Source organism: Thermomonas sp., from assembly GCF_029945965.1.
Lineage (GTDB): Bacteria > Pseudomonadota > Gammaproteobacteria > Xanthomonadales > Xanthomonadaceae > Thermomonas.
On record NZ_JAQSDO010000002.1, the window covers coordinates 57,969 to 78,184 of the forward strand.

Sequence of the window (20,216 nt, forward strand, 5' to 3'; positions counted from 1 at the left end):
ACACTTGTGCAACCACTTGTTTATAATTTACCCATTAGATTTGCGAACAGAGTGTTTTCCCTAGGTGCAATCAACTAGTAAATATGAGACCTTTGAATTCTGAAGTGTGCCGGCACAAGTGCCGACACATATATTTAAAGGATAAGCAAAGGCCATGCCAACATTTTTGTGGACATTTTCCTGGTGCGTATGGACTTAATTGAAATTCCGGAAATCGCCGACCGTCTTGCGCATTGGCTGGCGGTGGTCCTCCACCGCCCGGGTTTGCGAATCACGTCGACGCGTCGGCTCACTGGCGGCGCCATCCAACAAAACTGGAAGGTGGAGACCATCGATCTCATCGGGGAATCCGCATGGCTGCTGCGCACCGACGCCGACGTACTAGTTTCCGCCAGCGGATCGCGCGCGGGTGAGTACGCCTTGCTAAAGGCCATGGTGAAAGCTGGTGTGAAGGTCGCGACGCCGCGTGCGCTGTGCGATTCGCGTGAGGTGATCGGTAGGCCCTTTTTCATCACCGATTTCGTTCCTGGCCTGGCCACGGCGTACCGCCTGGTGCGTGACGACAGTCTGGTGCCCGACCGGGAAGCGCTGACCTTCGAACTCGGGCAGAACTTGGCGCGCTTGCATCGCGTCCTCCCACCGGTTGCCGAACTCGACTTTCTCGCTCCGGTGGAGAGCCGCCCAACGCTTGCACAAGTCTTGCTACAGCGTGCGCATCTCGATGAAATCGGCGTCGCCGATCCCGCCCTCGAATGGGGCCTGCGCTGGCTCGAATTGAACGCACCGGGGAAAGAACGCGCCCATTTGGTGCATCGCGACTTCCGTACCGGCAACTACATGGTCCACGAGGGGCGCCTGGCTGCCCTGCTGGATTGGGAGTTCGCCGGCTGGGGCAACCCGTTGGAAGATATGGGTTGGTTCACGGCCAAGTGCTGGTGCTTCGGCAGACCGGACCGCGCGGGCGGTGTTGGTCCGCTGGCCTCGTTCCTCGCCGGCTACCGCGACGAAGGCGGCGAAGCACCCTTGCCGGAGGAATTACGCTACTGGCAGATGCTGGCCCAGGCACGTTGGGCCGTAATCGCCCACTTGCAAGCCCACCGCCATCACAGCGGGAAGGAACGTTCGCTTGAACTGCTGTTGACTGGTCGAATTCCGTCGCAGCTCAACCTTGAACTGCTGACCGCTGGAGGACGCGCTTCATGAATAAAAAAAGCGACGCTGTCGACCTGCTAAAAACGTCGTTGGAAGCCTTGCGCCAACAGGTGCTCCCCGCGTTGAGCGGGAACACGCGCACAGTCGGACTGATGGTGGCCAATGCGATGGGCATCGCGATCCGGGTGCTGCAACAAGGCGATGCGCAGGAAGCGGAAGAAATGCGCGGCCTGCAAGCCTTGGTCCGGGGCGAATTGGACGATCCCTCCTCGCTTCGCCGAGAACTGATCCAGCAGATTCGCACCGGAGCGTTCGACGCGGAAACGCACCCCGAAGGAGCAAGCCGACTCAAGTCATTTCTTTCACAGTCCGTGGTCGCTCAGTGTTCCATTGACCAACCCAAGGCGCTCGCGGCATTGGAGGAGGCACAGCCATGAGGGGGTTGTTTTCCCTTCAGGGCCGCACGGCTGTCGTCACCGGTGGTTTTAGCGGCCTTGGTAAGCACTTCTGTTCCACGCTGCTGGAGGCTGGCGCCAACGTAGCGATCGCGGGGCGACGCATCGACTTGGGACGAGCCACGGCGGAAGCATTGCAACAAGTGGCCATCGACAAGGGCTCGAAAGCCACCGTTCGCGCTTTTGCTCTCGATGTGACAGAACGAAAAAGCGTGGAGTCCTGCTTGCGCGACGTCCACGCAGCATTCGGTCAACCAAGCATTCTTGTCAACAACGCCGGTGTGGCAACGACCACACCCATTCTGGAAACCTCGGACTCGGACTGGAATGCTGTTGTCGACGTCAACCTCACGGGTGCCTGGCGTGCCGCGCAGGTGTTTGCGCAGAACCTGGTCGCCCATGGTGTGCCCGGTTCGATCATCAACGTGGGCTCTATCCTGGGGCTGCGCGTGGCGCAGCAGGTTCCGGCTTACGCGGCGAGCAAAGCAGCGCTGCTGCACCTCACCAGCGCGATGGCCATCGAACTGGCGCGTCACTCGATCCGCGTCAACGCACTGGCGCCGGGCTATTTCGAGACCGACCTCAACCAGGAATTCTTCGCCGGAGAAGCCGGCGAGGCGTTGACCCGCAGAGTACCTCAACGACGAATTGGCAACCCGGCCGAGCTGGACGGGCCGCTGCTGCTGCTCGCATCAGACGCCTCTTCATTCATGACCGGCACCGTCTTGACAGTGGACGGTGGTCACAGCATCAACAGCCTCTAATCATCATGGACTTCAAACTCGACCCCACCACCGAATCCCTGCGCCTGCGCATCCGACAGTTTGTCGATGAGGAACTGATCCCGCTCGAGGCCCAGCCCGACGCGTACGACGCCCACGAGAACATCGACGAGCACACTCTCGAAATATATCGGGCCAAAGCCCGCGACGCCGGCCTGTGGTCGCTGCAGATGCCAGTCGCGCGCGGGGGCAAAGGCTTGTCGGTGACCAGCATGGCTGCGTGCTACGAAGAAATGAACCGTTCCCTCTTTGGTCCCGTTGTTTTCAACAGTGCCGCGCCTGACGATGGGAACATGATTGTCCTGGAGAAAGTCGCCACCGAAGAACAAAAGGTACGCTGGTTGGATCCGATCGTGCGAGGCGACGTTCGCTCTGCCTTCGCCATGACCGAACCGGCACCCGGCGCGGGCTCCGACCCCTCGATGATGAAGACGACGGCGCGTCGCGAAGGCGACCGCTGGATCATCAACGGCCGCAAGTGGTTCATCACTGGCGCCGGCATCGCGAGTCACTTCATCCTGATTGCCAAGACCTCGGACGATCAAAGGAAAGGCTTGACCGCCTTCCTGTTCCATGCCGACCAGCCTGGCTGGCGCATCGTTCGTCGCATTGGGATCATGGGGCCGGAGGAGCACGGCGGCCATTGCGAGATCGAGTTCGAAGGCCTGGAAATTCCTGACGAGAACCGTCTCATGGACGTCGGGGACGGCTTGAAGCTCACACAGATCCGCCTTGGCACGGCCCGTCTGACGCATTGCATGCGCTGGCTCGGCCTAGCCCGGCGATCAATGGAGATCGCGCGGGAACACGTTGGCACGCGTCGCAGCGGCGGGGTGTTGCTTGCCGACCGCGAAGGCGTGCAATGGATGCTGGGCGAGGCGGCCATGCAGATCGAGATCGGACGCTTACTGACGATGCGGGCCGCGGCACGGCTAGACCAGGGTGACTTTGCGCGCAAGGAAGTATCGATGGCCAAAATCGTAGTCTCGGAAGCCCTGCACAAGGCCGTGGATACCGCGATCCAGCTCAATGGCGCACGGGGTTACTCCAAAGACACGCCGCTTGAATGGATCTACAGGTACGCGCGCCAGGCACGCCTTGTCGATGGCGCCTCCGAGGTCCACAAGATGGTCCTCGCCCGATTCCTGATGTCACAGGGCGACCAGTTCTGGCAGTGGGACTGAGCCAGACGACCGTTCCTCCAACCACCCCCATAGAAGCGATAGCCATGCAACTTAAAACAGTCACACTGGACGACAAGTACACACTCTCCGAAGGGCGAATTTTTATCACCGGCACCCAGGCGTTGGTTCGCCTGCCCATGACCCAGCAGCAACGCGACCGCCAAGAGGGACTCAATACTGCGGGCTACATCAGCGGTTACCGCGGCTCCCCACTCGGCAACTTCGATGACCAGATCGGGAAAGCGAAAAAGCATCTGTCAGCGCACAACGTGGTGTTCGTGCCTGGCGTGAACGAAGACCTGGCAGCGACCGCCGTATGGGGTTCGCAACAGGCCGAAATCGGTGGCGAAGGCAAATATGACGGTGTGTTCGCGCTTTGGTATGGCAAAGGGCCAGGCGTGGATCGCACGGGTGATGCTTTCCGCCACGGCAACCTCGCGGGTTCTTCCAAACACGGTGGTGTGATCGTGCTCATGGGCGATGACCATACCTGCGAGTCTTCCACCACATGCCACCAAAGCGAGTTCGCGATGGTGGACGCCATGATCCCGGTGCTGAGTCCAGCCGGCGTTCAGGAAATCCTCGACTACGGCGTCATTGGCTGGGCCTTGTCCCGCTACAGCGGCTGCTGGGTAGGGATGAAGTGCGTCAAGGACACCGTTGAGGCCACTGCCTCCATCGACGTGGATATCAACCGTGTCCGCATCAAGATTCCGGAAGGTGTGGGCTTGCCGCCCGACGGAGTGAACATCCGCCAGCCGGACACACCGCATGCGCAGGAAGCCCGGCTGCATCGGCACAAGCTTGTGGTGGCCAAGGCATTCACCCGAGCAAACGGCATCGACCGGACCATCATCAACGGACCAGCGGCAAAGCTCGGTGTGATCACCCACGGCAAGAGCTATCTCGACGTTCTGCAGGCTCTGGATGACCTGAACCTTTCGGAAGAGGCAGCTGCCAGGTTGGGCCTGCGTCTTTATAAGGTCGGGATGCCCTGGCCTCTGGAGCCCGAGGGCGTAGCGGCGTTCGCTGATGACCTGAAAAAAATTCTTGTCGTCGAGGAAAAACGCAGCCTGCTTGAGTTTCAATTGAAGGAACAGCTGTACGGCCGGACCGACGCCCCCACCATCGTCGGCAAGTTCGATGAAAACAAGCAAACGCTATTCCAGTCGGAGATGGCGCTCGACTCCAACCAGGTCGCTATCGCCATCGGCGAGCGTTTGCTGGAACTGAACGAGGGGGACAACGATGCGCTGCGCAAACGGGTGGAGGAAATCCGCACCTACCGCGCCCCCAAGGGAGTCATCGACATCTTGTCGCGCAGCTTCTACTTCTGCAGCGGGTGCCCGCACAGCTCCTCGACGGTCCTCCCGGAGGGAAGCAAGGGCTACGCCGGCATCGGTTGCAGCTGGATGGCGCAGACCATGGACCGCTCCACCACTGGCTATACCCAGATGGGTGCCGAGGGTCTTTCATGGGTGGGGGAGGCGCCATTCTCAAAGCGCAAACACATGTTCCAGAATATCGGCGACGGGACGTACTTCCATTCCGGCTTGCTAGCCATCCGCGCTGCGGTCGCGGCAAAAACGAACATCACCTACAAGATATTGTTCAACGATGCAGTCGCAATGACTGGCGGACAGCGGCACGACGGTAACCTTGACGTGCCTACCATCGCCCACCAAGTGCATGCTGAAGGTGTGAAGCGTATCGTTGTGGTCACCGATGAACCCGACAAGTATCCGGCCCGCACCGCCTGGCCGCCCGGCGTGACGGTGCACCACCGGGACACCATAGACGACGTACAACGCGAATTGCGCGAGACCGAAGGCACGACCGCCCTAATTTACGACCAGACCTGCGCCGCGGAAAAGCGCCGCCGCCGAAAGCGCGGCGCCTTCCCTGATCCGGCCAAACGCATCGTCATCAACGATCTCGTGTGCGAAGGTTGCGGCGATTGCGGCGTGAAGTCCAACTGCGTGTCTGTGCAGCCGCTCGAAACCGAGCTCGGTCGCAAGCGCACCATCGACCAGTCCTCTTGCAACAAGGATTATTCCTGCGTCAAGGGGTTCTGCCCTAGTTTCGTGACCGTTCTCGGCGGCAACCTCCGCAAACCCGAACGCGTGAGCGAGGCCAACGTGTTCGCCGCATTGCCTGAACCGGTGCTGCCTTCCCTGGACAGTCACGTGTACAGCATCATGGTGACCGGCATGGGCGGTACCGGTGTGGTCACGATTGGCGCCATCCTAGGAATGGCGGCCCACCTGGAGGGGCGCGGCTGCGGGCTGCTGGACATGGCTGGCCTCGCGCAAAAAGGCGGCTCGGTATGGAGTCATCTGCGCTTCGGCGCCTCGCCTGAGGCCATCAAGACCATCCGCATCGCCGCGGGCGGCGCTGACCTGGTGCTCGGCTGCGACATGATCGTGGCAGGGAACTCGAAGACCCTGGCCGCCACGCGGCGCGGCAGCACCCGGATGCTGGTGAACACCCAGGAAACGATGCCTGGTGAATTCACCCGCAACGCGGACATGCAATACCCGAGTGGTGGTTTGCGCAAAAACGTTATCGATGCCGTAGGCGAGGACTGCGCCGAGTTCGTGGACGCGGGGCGCATCGCAACGGCACTGATGGGCGACAGCATTGCAGCGAACATGTTCATGCTCGGCTTTGCCTACCAACGCGGCCTGATCCCGATCTCCGCCGAATCCATCGATGCGGCCATCGTGCTCAATGGTGCGTCGCAACAGATGAACAAGGACGCCTTCCTCTGGGGGCGCCGCACCGCCGTCGATCCGAAGGCTGTCCAACGGATTCTTGCGTCCAAGCGCTCTGCATCCAACGCGGGTGTGTCGCCTGCGCCGGCGAAGACTCTCGAAGAAGCGATTGATCTGCGCAAGAAATTCCTGAAGGACTACCAGAACGACGCGTACGTGCAGCGCTACATGGCCTTGCTGGAACGCGTGCAGACGGTCGAGCAGCGTGCGTTTCCCGGTCGCACCGCTTTGACCGAGGCTGCTGCGAAGTATTACTTCAAGCTGCTCGCCATCAAGGACGAATACGAAGTCGCACGCCTGCACGTGGAAAGCGGCTTCCTCGACAGCGTGGCGCAGCAGTTCGAAGGCGGCTACAAGCTTGTCTTCAACCTGGCGCCGCCGCTGTTGTCCAAGCGCGACCCATCGACCGGCGAGCCGAAGAAACGCGAGTTCGGCCCGTGGATCGTGCCGGTGTTCCGCATCCTCGCCAAGCTCCGCTTTCTGCGCGGCACCGCACTGGATGTGTTTGGCTATACCACGGAACGCCGCGCCGAGCGTGCCCTGATTACCCGATACGAGGCGAGCATCGAGAAGGCTCTTTCGATTCTCGAAGTGACCAAGGACCAATCGCACCATGACACCGCAGTGGAGTTGGCCTCCTTGCCGGAACAAATCCGGGGCTACGGGCATGTCCGCGTCCGCAACATCGAACCCACGCGCAAACGAGAAGGCGACCTGCTCGCTGCCCTGCAGTGCCGCGTGATCCCGCTGAAACAAGCGGCTTGACCAACCAGTGAAGGAAAGCATGAAGACCGTACCAGAAATAGTGGTGGCGGGAGCAGCGCGCACGGTTTTGTCGCGTTGACTGTCAAAGCAACCCGCTCGACTATGCTGAGGGCCTTAACAGAAAAGGGTTGAAACGAGATGCTGAGCACCAAAAAAATGCGATTCCCAATCGACGTGATTCTGGTGTGCATCCGTTGGTACGCGGCGTCAGTAGTGTCCCAACGTTTGCACACCAGGACGTCGTAAGTTAATGATTTACTTGTTGAATTTGGCATTTCAGTCTGGTCTCGATTTGAACGTCGAAAGTCAGACTGTCGGTTTTTTGCGGATTTCCGCCCAAAACCGCCATGCACCAAGGCAAGCTCGTATTTGCGCAACTCATGCTCTACCTGCCACTGAGCACGTTTCGCCGCTGTGTGGCCGACCACCGAGGCGAGCACAAGGTCAAGGACTTCTCCTGCCTGGACCAGTTCTTCGCCATGGCCTTCGCCCAGTTGACCTACCGCGAGTCCTTGCGCGACATCGAAGTCAACCTGCGCGCTCAGGCTCGACGGCTGTACCACATGGGGTTTCGCTGCCAGACGATTTCGCGCAACACGCTGGCCAATGCGAACGCCACGCGCCCATGGCAAATCTACGCCGACTTTGCTCAGCACCTGATTGCCCTTGCACGCCCGCTGTACGCCACGGAGCCCTTTGGCTTGGCGCTCGACGCGGCGGTTTATGCGTTCGACGCCAGCACCATCGATCTGTGTCTGTCGGTGTTTGCGTGGGCTCCGTTTCGCTCGACCAAGGCCGCCATCAAGCTGCACACGCTGCTGGACTTGAGAGGCAACATCCCCAGTTTCATTCACATCACCGACGGCAAGACGCACGAGGTCAATGTGTTGGACGATCTGGTGCTGGAGCCGGGGGCGTTCTACTTGATGGATCGGGGCTATCTGGATTTTTCCCGCCTGTTCGTGATTCACGAGGCCAAGGCCTTCTTTGTGACTCGCGCCAAGAGCAACACCAAATTCAAACGGCGCTACTCGCATCCGGTGGACCGGATCAATACGACGGTGATCTGCGATCAGACGGGCGTTCTGACGACCTATCTTTCGAGCAAGGATTACCCCACGACGCTGCGCCGGGTGGTGGCCAAAGACGACAATGGAAAACGCCTGGTGTTTCTGACCAACAACTTCACCTTGAAGCCAGAGTTGATTGCCGATCTGTACCGCCAGCGCTGGCAGGTGGAATTGTTCTTCAAGTGGATCAAGCAACACCTGCGCATCAAGGTGTTCTTCGGCACCAGCGAGAACGCGGTGAAGACGCAGATATGGATTGCCATATCGACCTACTTGCTGATTGCCATTGCGAAGAAGCGTTTGCATCTTGACCATCACAGCCTGTATGAAATCCTACAGATCTTGAACCTGTCCATGTTTGAAACTATCCCTATAAATCAACTACTTACGCCACCATCGCCGGATTCAGACCCGGATTTCGAGCCCGATCAGCTCGCTCTCCTCTGAAGAACGTTGGGACACTACTGACGCGGCGTATCAATTGAGCTATCGCCATCTAGTCTTACTGTGTCACAAAGTTTGCTATGATGTCGACGTCGTAAATTCCGGCCGGAGGCATGATGGACACAGTGACGAAGTTCAACCGCTACATCGCTCATTTGTCTGAAGGGCTCGGCCATGTTGACCGGCATGCAGGACTGAGCGGGTATTGCACCGGCCTGATGCTGCCCCTGTCACGTAAAAGCGTAGAGCCCATGGCCGCGCGCGTTGACCCACTGCACGCCAGCGCCAGGCACCAGGCGCTGCATCACTTTGTGGCCAAATCCGAGTGGTCGGACACAACCGTGATGGCTGGCGTGCGCGATTGGGTTATGCCCTCGCTAGGCCTGGATAGCGGCTGCTACTGGATCATCGATGACACGGGCTTTCCAAAGAAGGGCAAACACTCGGTGGGTGTGGCCCGCCAGTATTGCGGTCAACCGGGCAAACAAGACAATTGCCAGGTGGCAGTCAGCCTGTCGCTGGCAAGCGCTCAAGGCAGCATCCCAATAGCCTACCAACTTTACCTGCCCAAAGACTGGGCTGCTGACCCAGTGCGGCGCAAGGCGGGCGGGGTTCCTGAGACACAAGCGTTCGCCACCAAGCCCGAGATCGCCCTGGCACAGGTGCGCCAAGCAGTCGCTGCGGGTGTACCCATGGGCGTGGTGCTGGCAGACGCCGGTTATGGGGATGAAACCGCCTTTCGTGATGACCTTACCGAGTTGGGCATGCTCTACGCCGTCGGTATTCGTCCGGCCACCACGGTGTGGGCGACGGGGACCGGGCCGCTACCGCCCAAGCCCTGGTCGGGTCGCGGCATACGGCCCACGCGGCTGCGTCGGGAGCCCGGTAATGAGCCATTGGCAGTGAAGGCACTGGCCATGACACTGTCGGCCAAAGCCTGGCGCACGGTCACCTGGCGGGAGGGTACCAACAACGAACTCTCCTCCCGTTTCGCCGGGGTACGGGTGCGCCCGGCTCATCGGGATTACCTGGGTAGCGAAATGCGAGCCGAACAATGGCTGCTGATCGAATGGCCCGAAGGTGAGGCCGAACCAGCAAAGTACTTCCTCACGACCGCCCCAGAAGATGCCACACTGGAGCAAATGGTGTTCGTCACCAAGGTGCGCTGGCGCATCGAGCGCGATTACCAGGATTTAAAGCAGGAGTTCGGGCTGGGCCACTATGAGGGAAGGGGCTGGCGCGGCTTTCACCATCACGCCACTTTGAGCATCGCAGCCTACGGGTTCCTGATGGCCGAGCGACTCAAGACTGGCAACAATGCCAGCAGTAAAAAAAACTTCGCCGGGCGCCAAGTGCCTGCCATTCCCAAAGATTACATCCCTCGGGGCAGTCCAGCGCGCGCAGCGTCATGTGCCGGACTCAATCACGACGCTGCGCCTGCGCCTGAGCGGCGCACTCGCAAACGCTCTGGGTCATTGCCCTCATTGCAATTGGATAAGTCCAAAATTACGTTTGTGACACAGTAAGACTAAAACGCTGACCATACAAGTTCCCCCGGTCTACGCGCCGGATTTGAACCCACCGAATTGGTTGGAGTCATGGCTTGCAATCCATTGCGTGCCGGCGAAAAGCTTGGAGTTTGCGTCGAGCAACAACTGCACGAGGTAAAGAAGCACCCTAGGCCCGTTCGATCATTCTTTAAGGCCAGGTCTGGGGGCTGAGTTTCAGCTTTCTGAGTTAGGTTATCAAAAAGATAAGGGGTACCAGTCTATTAGGATACATAATCCGTCTGAATACCTGAGGCTTTTTGCTCCGATCCATGGACCCTACAGAGATTCCACAGACTCAACGAGAGCGCTTGGCGTTCCTGGAGATGCGCGCCTACTTCACGGGTGAGCTTCGTCGGGCCGATATCGAGACTCGATTTGGCGTTAAACCGGCCGCGGCATCTCGCGACATCAGCGCCTACCGGCATCTCTCTCCAAAGAACCTCCAGTATGACGTGGCCTCCCGCTGTTACCGCCCCGTCAAGTCCTTCGCGCCAGTGTTTGAGTTCTCGACAGAAAGAGTTTTGACCTGGCTTATGCAGGGCTTTGGAGATGGCCTGGATCTGAAGCAGCGGAGAATCACGCCCTGTGAAGGGCCTGGCAACCTGGTGCGGCCCAGCATGGGAATTCTGTCCGAGGTGACGCGTGCGATGTGCGCGCAACGCTCCCTGCGCGTCAGCTATATCTCTCTCTCCTCCGGAGCATCCTCCCGCGAGATCGTTCCAGTGGCGCTCGCCGACAACGGCCAGCGCTGGCATGTTCGAGCCTATGACCGGGCTCGTCAGCGGTTCAGCGACTTTGTGTTGACGCGCATCACATCGGCCAAAGTTGGGCCTGGAAAAGCCGAAGAGTCCGAGTTGCTGTCCGCAGACGAGCAATGGGCACGTATCGTCGAACTCGAAGTTGTGCCACATCCCGCCATCCGGTGGCCCGACGCCGTTGCTGCGGACTACAGCATGGACAACGGGGTACTGCAGCTGCGCACCCGCGCGGCCTTGGCCGGCTATCTCCTGCGCCGTTGGTCGATTGACTGCTCGCCCGACCACCGACTGAACTCGGCATCCCATCACCTTTGGTTGCGCAATACGATGACGCTATACGGGGTTGAGAGCGCGGCACTGGCTCCAGGATTCACAAACGAAAACTTGGAGAGGGAAAAAGAATGAACGCCTGCTTGTCATCCGCGTGGTCATGCACAAGGTCATGCCATTCACGCGGCAACGTAAGCGCGCTGTGAACCCGTCTTGACGACGGCCCGGGGGGTCAGATAGTCGCGTACTCGGGTCGCCAGCGGTGCGGCAGCAGCTCCTCGACGCGGCTGGCCGGCTGCGTGGGCAGGCGCTCCAGGACGTCCTTGAGGTATGCGTACGGATCGTGCCCGTTGAGCCGCGCCGAGTGCACCAGGCTCATCACCGCGGCGGCGCGCTTGCCCGCCCGCAGTGATCCCGCGAACAGCCAGTTGTTTCGCCCAATGGCGATCGGCCGAATCTGGTTTTCTACCCAGTTGTTGTCGGCGGGCAGGTTCCCGTCGTCGATGTAACGCGTCAGCGCCCGCCATCTGCCCAGGCTGTAGTCGATGGCTTTGGCCGTCGCCGAACCCTCGGGCAGCTTCTTGCGCTGCTCGCTGAGCCACAGGTGCAGCGCATCGGCCACGGGCCGGGATCGCTCCTGCCGTATTCGCTTTCGCTCGCCGGCATCGAGCTGGCGCACCTCGCGCTCAATGGCATACAGCTGCATGAAGAACTTCAGCGCCCCCTCGCCAACGGTGCTTTGGTGGTTGGCCCACAGCTCATGAAACTTGCGCCTGGCGTGCGCCAGGCAACCGGCCTCGGTCACGCCCATCTCAAAGCACGCCTTGTAGCCGCTATAGTCATCGCACACTAGGCTGCCATGCCAGCCGTCTTCGCCGACGCGGCCGGGCAGCCCCAGGAAGTCCCTGGCATGCTGGCCGGCGCGGCTGTCGGCGAAGTCGAACACCACCGCCTTGGTGTCGTCGTATGCCGTGGTGCAGTAGCTCCACAGATAGGCGCGATGGGTCTTGCCCTTGCCCGGCTTGAGCATCGCCACCGGCGTCTCGTCGGCATGAAGCACGCTGTGCTTGAGCAACTCAGTGCGCAGCGCATCGACCAGCGGCTGCAACTGCACCCCGCATTGCCCGACCCAATGCGCCAGCGTCGAGCGCGCAATCGCCAGCCCGGCACGGGCAAAGAGGTTCTCCTGGCGATACAGCGGCAGGTGATCGGCGTACTTGGCCACCAGCACCTGGGCCAAGAGGCCGGCGGTGGGGATGCCTTTGTCGATCACGTGCGCAGGCACCGGCGCCTGCACCAGGGTTTCGCACTGGGCGCAGACCCACTTGCCACGGATGTGCCGCTCCACACTGAACACGCCGGGAACATAGTCCAGCTTCTCGGCCACGTCCTGGCCGATGCGCTTTAACTGGCAGCCGCAATGGCAGGTGGTGCTGTTCGGCTCGTGGTGAATCTCCCGGCGCGGCAGACTCGCAGGCAGCGCCTGGCGCTTGGGCTTTTGCTTGTCGTCCTGAGTTTGTGGTGAGGGCTGTGCCTGCTCGATGTCGGCGGCCAGCGCGACCAGATCGGTGTCGATGGCTTCTTCGAGCAAACTTCTTTGCTCGGCGCTGTACGCCTCGGACTGTGCTGCGAACTTCAGCCGCTTCAAGACCGCCATCTCGTGGGTGAGTTTGTCGATGAAGGCTTGCTTGAAGGCGATCTCGCGATCCTTGCGCCCGATCTCGGCCTGCTGGCTTGCCAGCGTGTCGGCCGCCTCGGCGATCAGAGTGCGCACCAGATGGCGCAGTTGCTGCGCGTCAAGGTTGTGGATGTGTGCTTCGTCGATCACGAAGGGTGATGCTACCGATCAACATGCCCATGCACATCGGCACTTTCGCCAATTGCACTGCACTGCGCTGCCTGCTTTGCGCCTACAGCACCGTGATGACGCCGGCCTCGCCGATACGCTGCCAGGGCAGGCCCAGCACGAGCGCATCAAGCTGCGCGCGGGTGAGCGCCAAGGTGCCGGCAGTGTCCTTGGGCCAGACGAACTTGCCCTGGTTCAGGCGCCGCGCGGCCAGCCACACACCAATGCCGTCGTGCACGAGCACTTTCAGCCTGTTGGCGAACAGGTACGCATGGTGCGGGCGGGCCGCGCCAAAGACATGGACCACGCGGGCCAGCGCCGCTTCGCTGCCCGAGCGCATGTCCAGCGGATCAATGGCCAGCCACACGGCTTCTACCCGGATCACCGCAGCAGCTCTCGCATCCAGGCTGCGCAGTCCGCAGCAGCGGCGACGGGCCAGGTGATGGTCATGCTTGTGGCGCCTCGGCGCAGTTCCAGTCGGATATCCGCTGGCGCCGGGCTGCCGGGCGCAGGCAATGCCAGGGGAACGAATGCGGCAACCGGCAGGCGCGCAGCGCCTGCGAGGCGGCGCCACTTGTGCACGACGTTGGCGTTGAGTCCGTGTGACAGGGCCACACTCGCCACTGACGCTGCGGGCTGGGCGCATTCGCTCAGAATCTGCGCCTTGAGCTCGGCGCTGTGGCGCCGCCGCACAATCTTTCTGGAGTCTTTCATGGTGTCCACCTAAATTCTTTGGTGGACACCATCTTTACCGCTTACACCTCCGGATTCAAGAAGGGGATCGCCGGACGCTTACCCAGCTCTTGCCAACGGGGTGCTTGCGCCGACGAAATACGGCGGCCAGCACCGGCACCATCTTGATTGCCCAGCGATGCACAGTGGCGTTGTCAACGAAAACACCGCGCTCCTGCATCATCTCTTCAATGTGACGCAGACTCAGCGGATAGGCCACATACCAGCGCACGCATGTGAGCATCACTTCCAGCGGATAGTGGAACCGAAGGAGCACCTTGCGCAAGGCGTCAATAATCGAACTCTTGCGGAAATCAAGCATGAGCTGGATTGTCGGTTGCGCTTATTGCGACAGAACCGCCGAGACTACGACATCGTCGCGTTCGAGGCGCTGGCTGGATTGAAGCTTGGCGCTCAGACGCGCTCAGGCAGCGTGCGCGTTCACCGTTCCGGCAGCCCGTTCTTGAGCAGGTCCCGCGCGATGACCCAGCGATGCACCTCGCTCGGGCCTTCCACGATCCGCAGCACGCGGGCCGAGCGGGCGATGTATTCCAGCGGCAATTCCTTTGACAGGCCCATGCCGCCGAACAGCTGGATGGCGCGGTCGGCGACGCGCCCGATCAGCTCGGTCGCCTGCACCTTGACCATCGAACCATCGCGGCGGAAGTCCTTAGCGCCGTTGTCAATCTTCCAGGCCAGCTGATAGACCTGCAACCGCACCATCTCGAGTTCCTGCCAGCTGTCCGCGATCATCCACTGAATGGCCTGGCGGTCGGCCAACAGCGAGCCGAAGGTCTTTCGGGTGTTGGCCTGCTCGATCATCATTTCCAAGCAACGCTCGGCTAGGCCGAGGCAGCGCGAGGCGATGTCCAGCCGGCGGACGCCGAGCCGGTTGGTGATCGGCACGAAGGCGTTACCCACTTCGCCCAGCACCTGACCGTCGTCGAGTTCGACGTTGTCGAAGAACACCTGGTAGGGGTGGTACTCGCCGATCATCGGGTACGAGGTGGGGATGCTGACGCCGGGCGTCTCGCGGTCCACCAGGAAGGCCGTCATGCCGCCGCGCGAGCCCTTGCTGGCGTCCGTCACAGCCACCACGATCATGAAGTGCGAGCGGCGGGCGTTGCTGATCCACATCTTGGCGCCGTTGATCACCCATTTTCCGTTGACCCGCTCGGCCTTGGTTCGGATGCCGGCGGCATCCGAACCGGCGCCTTCTTCCGACAGCGCGATGCAGCTTTTCTTCTCGCCTCGCACGTAGGGCATCAGGTACTTGTCGATCTGCGCGCCCTTGCACTGTTCCTTCAGCAGGTACAGGTTGGGGCTGTCTGGAGGCGGCACGAAATGCACGATCGAGTGCTTCAGCTGCTCGGTGACCACGCACTTGGCCAGCATGCCGAAGGCCTGACCGCCGAATTCCTCGGGCACGTCGATACCCCACAGGCCGATGGCTCTGGCCTTCTCGGTCAGCTCGTGCTCCACCTCGGGGGGCAGCAGCGGGTCGTCGCGCATGCCGCGCTCGGCCTCGCGGCGGATCACCATCGACTCGAGCGGCATTAGCTCCCGCCTGGTGAATTCACGCACGGTGTCGCGGATCATCCGGGTGGTGTCGGGGAGCTCGAAATTCATGGCATCTCCTGGTCGTTGCTTTTCCGGCATATGGACGCAACTTGCCCGCCGGGTATGCGTGGATCATAGAAAGCCACGCTGGATAACGCCCGTTTTCGCGTGCGAAAATGGTCCATATGATGAGACAAGAGGAAGACGCGGCGCCGACCCGGGCCAGCGGCAGCCAGGTGGTGCAGCGGGTGGCCCTGCTGATGCGGCTGGTGGCCGCAGGCCAGCGGTCCGGCCTGCGGCTGGCCGACCTGCACCGGGCTGCCAGCCTGGAGCGTCCGACCGTGCACCGGCTACTGCAGGCGCTGGTAGGCGAGCGCCTGCTGCGGCAGGACGGCGCAAGCCGGCGCTATTTCCTGGGCCCGGCGATGTACGAGATGGGGCTGGCGGCATCACCGCAGCTGGCGTTGCGCGACATCTGCCACCCGCACTTGCAGCGGATCGCCCAGCATACTGGCGACACGGTGTTTCTGACAGAGCGCTCCGGCCTGGACGGCGTCTGCACCGACCGCGCCGAGGGCAACGCGCCGATCAAGGCCTACGTACTGGAGATCGGCAAGCGCCGGCCGCTGACGGTGGGCGGCGGCGCCACAGCCATCCTGAGTGCGATGGACGACGTGGAGGTGGATCGGATCTGCCGTGCCAATCTCGACCGCACCTTGAAGAAGTTTGCCCGCTACTCGGAGCCGACGTTGCGCGGCGCAATCGCCCGTGCACGGGCCCGCGGCTTCGTGCTGAGTGGGGTGCTGGAGATCCCCGACGTACGGACGGTGGCGGTGTCGATTCGCGATGTCGGCGGCGCTCCCGTGGCGGCTATCAGCGTATCGACAGTGGCTAGCCGGCTGGACGATGAACGAGCCATGGAAATCGGCACTCTGGTACGGAGCGCTGTCGAGGCGATAGAGGCCGCACTCGCCGACCAGGCGCTGGCGGCTCTTCAGCCGTCAGCGCCGTCTGCTGCTGGGCGCCAGCCGAAGAATTGAGGCCGGTAGCGCTGTACCGGGCCACCGTCGAAGGCCCATCCCAGGCACTCGCCAAGCGGCGGCCGGGGTTTGAGCATCACGGGTTCCGGCTCGCCGGCCAGGGTGCGCTGGTGGGCCCGGTAGCGGCCCACCGTCTGGAAGGCGGCGGTGCCCATGCCGAACAGTAGTTCGCGGATGTGGGTGCAGCCGCGATCGCCGCCCATGGCCTCGCTGATGATCTTGCGCCAGCCGCCACCTAAGCGCTGCCCCGCCAGTTGCTGCAGTGGCGAGGTCGCGCCCTGGCATTCGCCGAACGGCGTGGCCGGCATGTCGACCTGCGCCGACCGCACGGTGAAACTCTCGTCGATGGTCAGGCGGATGCGCATGTGGTGGATGGGCGTGCCGGCAGGCAGCGGCCCGCGCTCGATGGCCGCCTGGTCGTAGGCCTTGGTGTCGATCAGCGTGCCTTCAATGTCCCATAGCCCGTCAGGCCGCAGGAAGCTGCGGTAGCTGACGTCGCGCTGGTGGACCGGGATGCGCCCGGGATCTTCGGCGAACATCCGCCTCAATCGACCGTGATGCCGCGCGCCGCGATCAACTTGCCCCAGCGCAGGCGATCGGCCGCGATGATGGCGTCGAACTCCGAGCCCCTGTGGGGCTGCGGCACCAGATAGCCCTCGCCGATGTACTTCTCGCGGTAGCCCGCATCGGCCAGCGCAAAATTGGCGGCATCGTTCAGCACCGCCAGCACCTCGGGCGGAGTTTTCTTGTGGGCGACCAGGCCGTACCGCACCATCGCCTCGAGGCCGGGGTAGCCGGTTTCGTGCAGGGTGGGCACGCCGGGCAGCACGTTCACGGGTTCCTTAGTGACCAGAGCCATCGGCCGCAGCTTGCCGGCGCGCACGTGCGGCAGGCTGGAGCCGACGATGCCGAACATCACCTGCACCTGGCCGGCCAGCAGCGCCTGGATTGCCGGCGCGCCGCCGGTGTAGGGAACGTGCGTCATATTGACGCCGGAGGCCTGGTCGAACAACTCGCCGGCCAAGTGGAAGGCGCCGCCTGTGCCGGTGGAGCTGTAGTTCAGCTTCCCCGGGTTCTGCTTGCCGTAAGCGACGAACTCCTGCAGGTTCTTCACAGGCAGTGAGGAATTCACCAGCATCACCAGCGGCACGTTCGCGGCTAGCGCCACCGCGGTGAAGTCGCGTTCAGCGTCGTAGGCAAGCTTCTTGTACAGCAGTCCGTTCAGCACCAGGGCGGAATCGGAAGCGAAGAACACGGTGTAGCCATCAGCAGGAGCGCTGGCCACGGCCTGGGCGGCGATCGCGGCGTTGGCGCCAGGACGGTTCTCCACCACCACCGGCTGGTTCAGCTTCTTCGACATCAGCAGGGCCATGCTGCGGGCGATGGTGTCGACCGAGGCGCCGGCGTTGAACGGCACGATCATTTTGATTGGGCGCGAGGGGAAGGCCTGGGCGCTGGCGGCGCCGGCGCCCAGTGTCAGCGTGGCGCCGATGGCGAGGGCGCGAAGCAGGAAGTTCTTGCGGTTCATGTCGGTCTCCTTTGTGTTGGTTCTACAGGACGGCGTCCAGCATTGTTTGCAGGCGCGGCTGCTTGTCGTCCATCCAGCCGTCGGCATTGCAATTGAAGGTGCGCAGCGAAGCGGCCCTTACGACCGCGGCGCTCTCGCGCGACACGCCGGCGGCACGCAAGTCGAGCGTGAAGCCGAAGTCGCGCAGGCGGCTTTCCAGCGCATCGGCGACGCCGGCGGTGGACGTGTCGGCTACACCGAGCAAGTGGCCGATGTCGGCCACCACCTGCGGGCAGAGGTCGCCGAAGGCGCGCACGGCCGGTGCGGCCAGCGCCATCGTGGCGCCAGGCTGGCTGATGCCGAAGCCGGCGTTGAACAAGCCCTGGGCCAGCATGTAGGTGGCTCGGGTGACCGGGTGCATTCGAATCTCGTGGCTGCCGGGCGCGACGCCCAGGGGCACGCCGCCATCGTCCTCGTCGCGGGTGCGCAGCAACGCGGCGGCGCAGAGCTCGACCCGCACCTGCCAGTCGGTGTCATCGTCCATGCGCGGCATTGCCTCCTGGGCGATGGCCCAGGCCTGGCGCCGGCTGGCCAGCACCAGCGGGTTCTCGTCGGAACCGCCGGCCAAGTTCATCAGGCCCCACCAGTACTCCATGCCGGCCGCCGAGCGGGTCAGCGAGCGCGGTGCCGTGAGCAGCACCCGGGCATCCCAGAACACGGCGCGTGGGCGGGTCTTGGGGTCGAAGAACTCCAGTTGTCGATTCGCAGCTTCGTCGCGGATGGAGGCGCCGGCGCGGTTCTGGCTGGTGGTCGCGGCGGTCAGCACATTGAAGATCGGGAGCTTGGGGGCTGGCAACCGGGTGCTGGTGCCGCGCCCGTTGGCGTCGTATCGCGTGGCCAAAGCATCAAGCGGGCCGTCTTCAGCCAAGCGGATCGCGACCACCCGCGCCGCCTTCGTGACGCTGCCGGCGCCAATGGCGATCAACGCATCGCCTGCGAGTGCCGCGACGGCGTCCGCGGCCGCTTCCACCTGGCGCTGCGGCGCACCGGCGCCGAGATCGGCGTACACGCCCGCCAGTCGCGGACCGAGGAGGCTGCGCAGCCGCGCGATGAGGTCAGTACGGTCTTGCACGGTGCGCCCGCACAGCACCACTGCGCGGCTGGCTCCAGCCCGGGCCAGCTCCGCCGGCAGGTGGGCCAGGGCGTCCTCGCCGCTGAACACCCGCAGCGGATGGCTGACCGCGCGGAAGGTGTGTGCATGCGCCCGCGGCATCGAAGCGCGGCCCACCGTCACTCGGCCTTGATCCCGGCGGTCTTGATCACGCCGGCCCACTTCTTCGACTCGACGGTGATGGTATCGGCCATCTCCTTTTGCGAGCCGCCATCGACGTTGAAGCCTTGCGCAGTCAGCTTTTGCTCGTTTTCCTTCAAGGCCTTGAGGATCGAGGCATGCAGCTTCTGCGCGATCGGGGCCGACACGCCGGCGGGCATCACGAAGCCGTACCAGGTGTCGGAGTTGTAGCCCTTGACGCCGGACTCCGACACGGTGGGCACGTCCGGCATGGACGGGTCGCGCTTGTCGCTGCCGACGGCCAGGGCACGCACCTTGCCGGCCTTCACCTGCGGCAGGCCAGACGGCACCTGAACGAACATCAGGTTGATCTGGCCGCCCAGCAGGTCGGTCATGGCCGGGCCGCCACCGCGGTACGGGATATGCAGCAGACTGACTTTGGCCATGGACTTGAACAGTTCGCCCGCCAGATGCTGCGAGGTGCCGGTGCCGGCTGAGCCATACGTCAGCTTGCCCGGGTTGGCGCGCGCATAGGCCATCAGTTCGGCCATGTTCTTGATCGGCAGCGAAGGGTGCACCACCGTGACGATGGGCATTCGCACGGCGATCGTCAGCGGCGTGAAGTCCTTGATCGGGTCGTAGGGCAGCTTTTCGTAGATGTGCTGGTTCATCGTCACGATGCCGGCGGAGGTCAGCAGAAAAGTGTGGCCGTCCGGTGGTGCCTTGGCCACGATCTCGGCCGCCAGGGCCCCGCCCGCGCCGGGCTTATTTTCCACGATCACCGGCTGGCCGAGGTCCTTGGCCATCGATTGGGCAATGGTGCGGGCCAGGACGTCGGTGCTGGCGCCGGCGGCGAACGGCGCGATCAGGCGGATCGGCTTGTTGGGGAAGTCCTGCGCCAGCGCGGCACCCATGGCGGCGAGTCCCACCACGGCAACGGCTGCAGCGGTGATCAAGCGTCGGCTGCGGTCTCGAATGACTGTCATGATGTCTCCTGTTCGGCGTTAGTGCAAAGTTTCGTACAGGCGCCGGCCGC

At 62.6% G+C, this 20,216-nt stretch carries 18 protein-coding genes; 9 read left to right on the plus strand and 9 right to left on the minus strand.

Annotation, left to right across the window (positions count from 1 at the left end; all coding sequences use genetic code 11):
- The first annotated feature begins 168 nt into the window (after nucleotides 1–168).
- The 8 genes from PSV05_RS00350 to PSV05_RS00385 all read left to right on the plus strand — a co-directional run bounded on the left by PSV05_RS00350 (nucleotide 169) and on the right by PSV05_RS00385 (nucleotide 11,339).
- Nucleotides 169–1,203 carry a phosphotransferase family protein gene (locus PSV05_RS00350; protein ID WP_300059809.1) on the plus strand — a complete coding sequence of 345 codons (1,035 nt, stop codon included), beginning with the start codon at nucleotides 169–171 and terminating at the stop codon, nucleotides 1,201–1,203.
- Nucleotides 1,200–1,589, plus strand: a complete 390-nt coding sequence (locus tag PSV05_RS00355; RefSeq protein ID WP_300059811.1) for a DUF6285 domain-containing protein — start codon at nucleotides 1,200–1,202, stop codon at nucleotides 1,587–1,589. The genes PSV05_RS00350 and PSV05_RS00355 overlap by 4 nt, the downstream gene beginning before the upstream one ends.
- Nucleotides 1,586–2,371 (plus strand): SDR family oxidoreductase, encoded by a 786-nt coding sequence (locus PSV05_RS00360; protein ID WP_300059814.1) that lies wholly within the window; start codon nucleotides 1,586–1,588, stop codon nucleotides 2,369–2,371. The genes PSV05_RS00355 and PSV05_RS00360 overlap by 4 nt, the downstream gene beginning before the upstream one ends.
- 5 nt (nucleotides 2,372–2,376) lie before the next feature.
- The gene (locus PSV05_RS00365; protein ID WP_300059816.1) at nucleotides 2,377–3,573 is read left to right on the plus strand and encodes an acyl-CoA dehydrogenase family protein; all 1,197 of its coding nucleotides are present in this window, start codon (nucleotides 2,377–2,379) and stop codon (nucleotides 3,571–3,573) included.
- 44 nt (nucleotides 3,574–3,617) lie between these two features.
- The gene (locus PSV05_RS00370) at nucleotides 3,618–7,112 is read left to right on the plus strand and encodes an indolepyruvate ferredoxin oxidoreductase family protein (RefSeq protein WP_300059818.1); all 3,495 of its coding nucleotides are present in this window, start codon (nucleotides 3,618–3,620) and stop codon (nucleotides 7,110–7,112) included.
- Nucleotides 7,113–7,459: 347 nt separating this feature from the next.
- Nucleotides 7,460–8,629 carry an IS4 family transposase gene (locus PSV05_RS00375; RefSeq protein WP_300059820.1) on the plus strand — a complete coding sequence of 390 codons (1,170 nt, stop codon included), beginning with the start codon at nucleotides 7,460–7,462 and terminating at the stop codon, nucleotides 8,627–8,629.
- A gap of 113 nt (nucleotides 8,630–8,742) precedes the next feature.
- A complete protein-coding gene (locus tag PSV05_RS00380) occupies nucleotides 8,743–10,152 on the plus strand; it encodes an IS701 family transposase (RefSeq protein ID WP_300059822.1) in 1,410 nt (469 codons plus the stop codon).
- A gap of 332 nt (nucleotides 10,153–10,484) precedes the next feature.
- Nucleotides 10,485–11,339, plus strand: a complete 855-nt coding sequence (locus PSV05_RS00385; protein WP_300059824.1) for a WYL domain-containing protein — start codon at nucleotides 10,485–10,487, stop codon at nucleotides 11,337–11,339.
- Nucleotides 11,340–11,436: 97 nt separating this feature from the next.
- On the opposite strand, the gene PSV05_RS00390 is transcribed toward PSV05_RS00385, so the two are convergent.
- The 5 genes from PSV05_RS00390 to PSV05_RS00410 form a co-directional block, all read right to left on the minus strand.
- Nucleotides 11,437–13,029 carry an IS66 family transposase gene (locus PSV05_RS00390; RefSeq protein WP_300059865.1) on the minus strand — a complete coding sequence of 531 codons (1,593 nt, stop codon included), beginning with the start codon at nucleotides 13,027–13,029 and terminating at the stop codon, nucleotides 11,437–11,439.
- Nucleotides 13,030–13,114: 85 nt separating this feature from the next.
- Nucleotides 13,115–13,435, minus strand: coding sequence for an IS66 family insertion sequence element accessory protein TnpB (tnpB, locus tag PSV05_RS00395; protein WP_300059826.1), 321 nt, complete (start codon nucleotides 13,433–13,435; stop codon nucleotides 13,115–13,117).
- The gene (locus PSV05_RS00400; protein ID WP_300059828.1) at nucleotides 13,432–13,764 is read right to left on the minus strand and encodes a transposase; all 333 of its coding nucleotides are present in this window, start codon (nucleotides 13,762–13,764) and stop codon (nucleotides 13,432–13,434) included. Before PSV05_RS00400 ends, tnpB begins: the two co-directional genes overlap by 4 nt.
- A 55-nt stretch (nucleotides 13,765–13,819) precedes the next feature.
- Nucleotides 13,820–14,104: a hypothetical protein gene (locus PSV05_RS00405; protein WP_300059830.1), complete on the minus strand. Its 285-nt coding sequence runs from the start codon at nucleotides 14,102–14,104 to the stop codon at nucleotides 13,820–13,822.
- Between the two features lie 119 nt (nucleotides 14,105–14,223).
- Nucleotides 14,224–15,411: an acyl-CoA dehydrogenase family protein gene (locus PSV05_RS00410; protein WP_300059832.1), complete on the minus strand. Its 1,188-nt coding sequence runs from the start codon at nucleotides 15,409–15,411 to the stop codon at nucleotides 14,224–14,226.
- Between the two features lie 119 nt (nucleotides 15,412–15,530).
- Between PSV05_RS00410 and PSV05_RS00415 the strand changes: the two genes are divergently transcribed.
- Nucleotides 15,531–16,382: an IclR family transcriptional regulator gene (locus PSV05_RS00415; protein WP_300059834.1), complete on the plus strand. Its 852-nt coding sequence runs from the start codon at nucleotides 15,531–15,533 to the stop codon at nucleotides 16,380–16,382.
- Here the strand turns inward: PSV05_RS00415 and PSV05_RS00420 are convergent.
- The 4 genes from PSV05_RS00420 to PSV05_RS00435 are packed head-to-tail and all read right to left on the minus strand — an operon-like array spanning nucleotide 16,337 to nucleotide 20,136.
- Complete coding sequence (locus tag PSV05_RS00420) at nucleotides 16,337–16,921, minus strand: DUF2889 domain-containing protein (RefSeq protein ID WP_300059836.1); 585 nt, start codon at nucleotides 16,919–16,921, stop codon at nucleotides 16,337–16,339. The genes PSV05_RS00415 and PSV05_RS00420 overlap by 46 nt on opposite strands.
- Before the next feature lie 5 nt (nucleotides 16,922–16,926).
- Nucleotides 16,927–17,910 (minus strand): tripartite tricarboxylate transporter substrate binding protein, encoded by a 984-nt coding sequence (locus tag PSV05_RS00425; RefSeq protein ID WP_300059838.1) that lies wholly within the window; start codon nucleotides 17,908–17,910, stop codon nucleotides 16,927–16,929.
- A 22-nt stretch (nucleotides 17,911–17,932) separates the two neighbouring features.
- Entirely contained in the window at nucleotides 17,933–19,183 is a 1,251-nt protein-coding gene (locus tag PSV05_RS00430; protein ID WP_300059840.1) for an iron-containing alcohol dehydrogenase, read from the minus strand.
- Nucleotides 19,180–20,136 carry a tripartite tricarboxylate transporter substrate binding protein gene (locus tag PSV05_RS00435; RefSeq protein WP_300059842.1) on the minus strand — a complete coding sequence of 319 codons (957 nt, stop codon included), beginning with the start codon at nucleotides 20,134–20,136 and terminating at the stop codon, nucleotides 19,180–19,182. The genes PSV05_RS00430 and PSV05_RS00435 overlap by 4 nt, the downstream gene beginning before the upstream one ends.
- Between the last annotated feature and the right edge of the window lie 80 nt (nucleotides 20,137–20,216).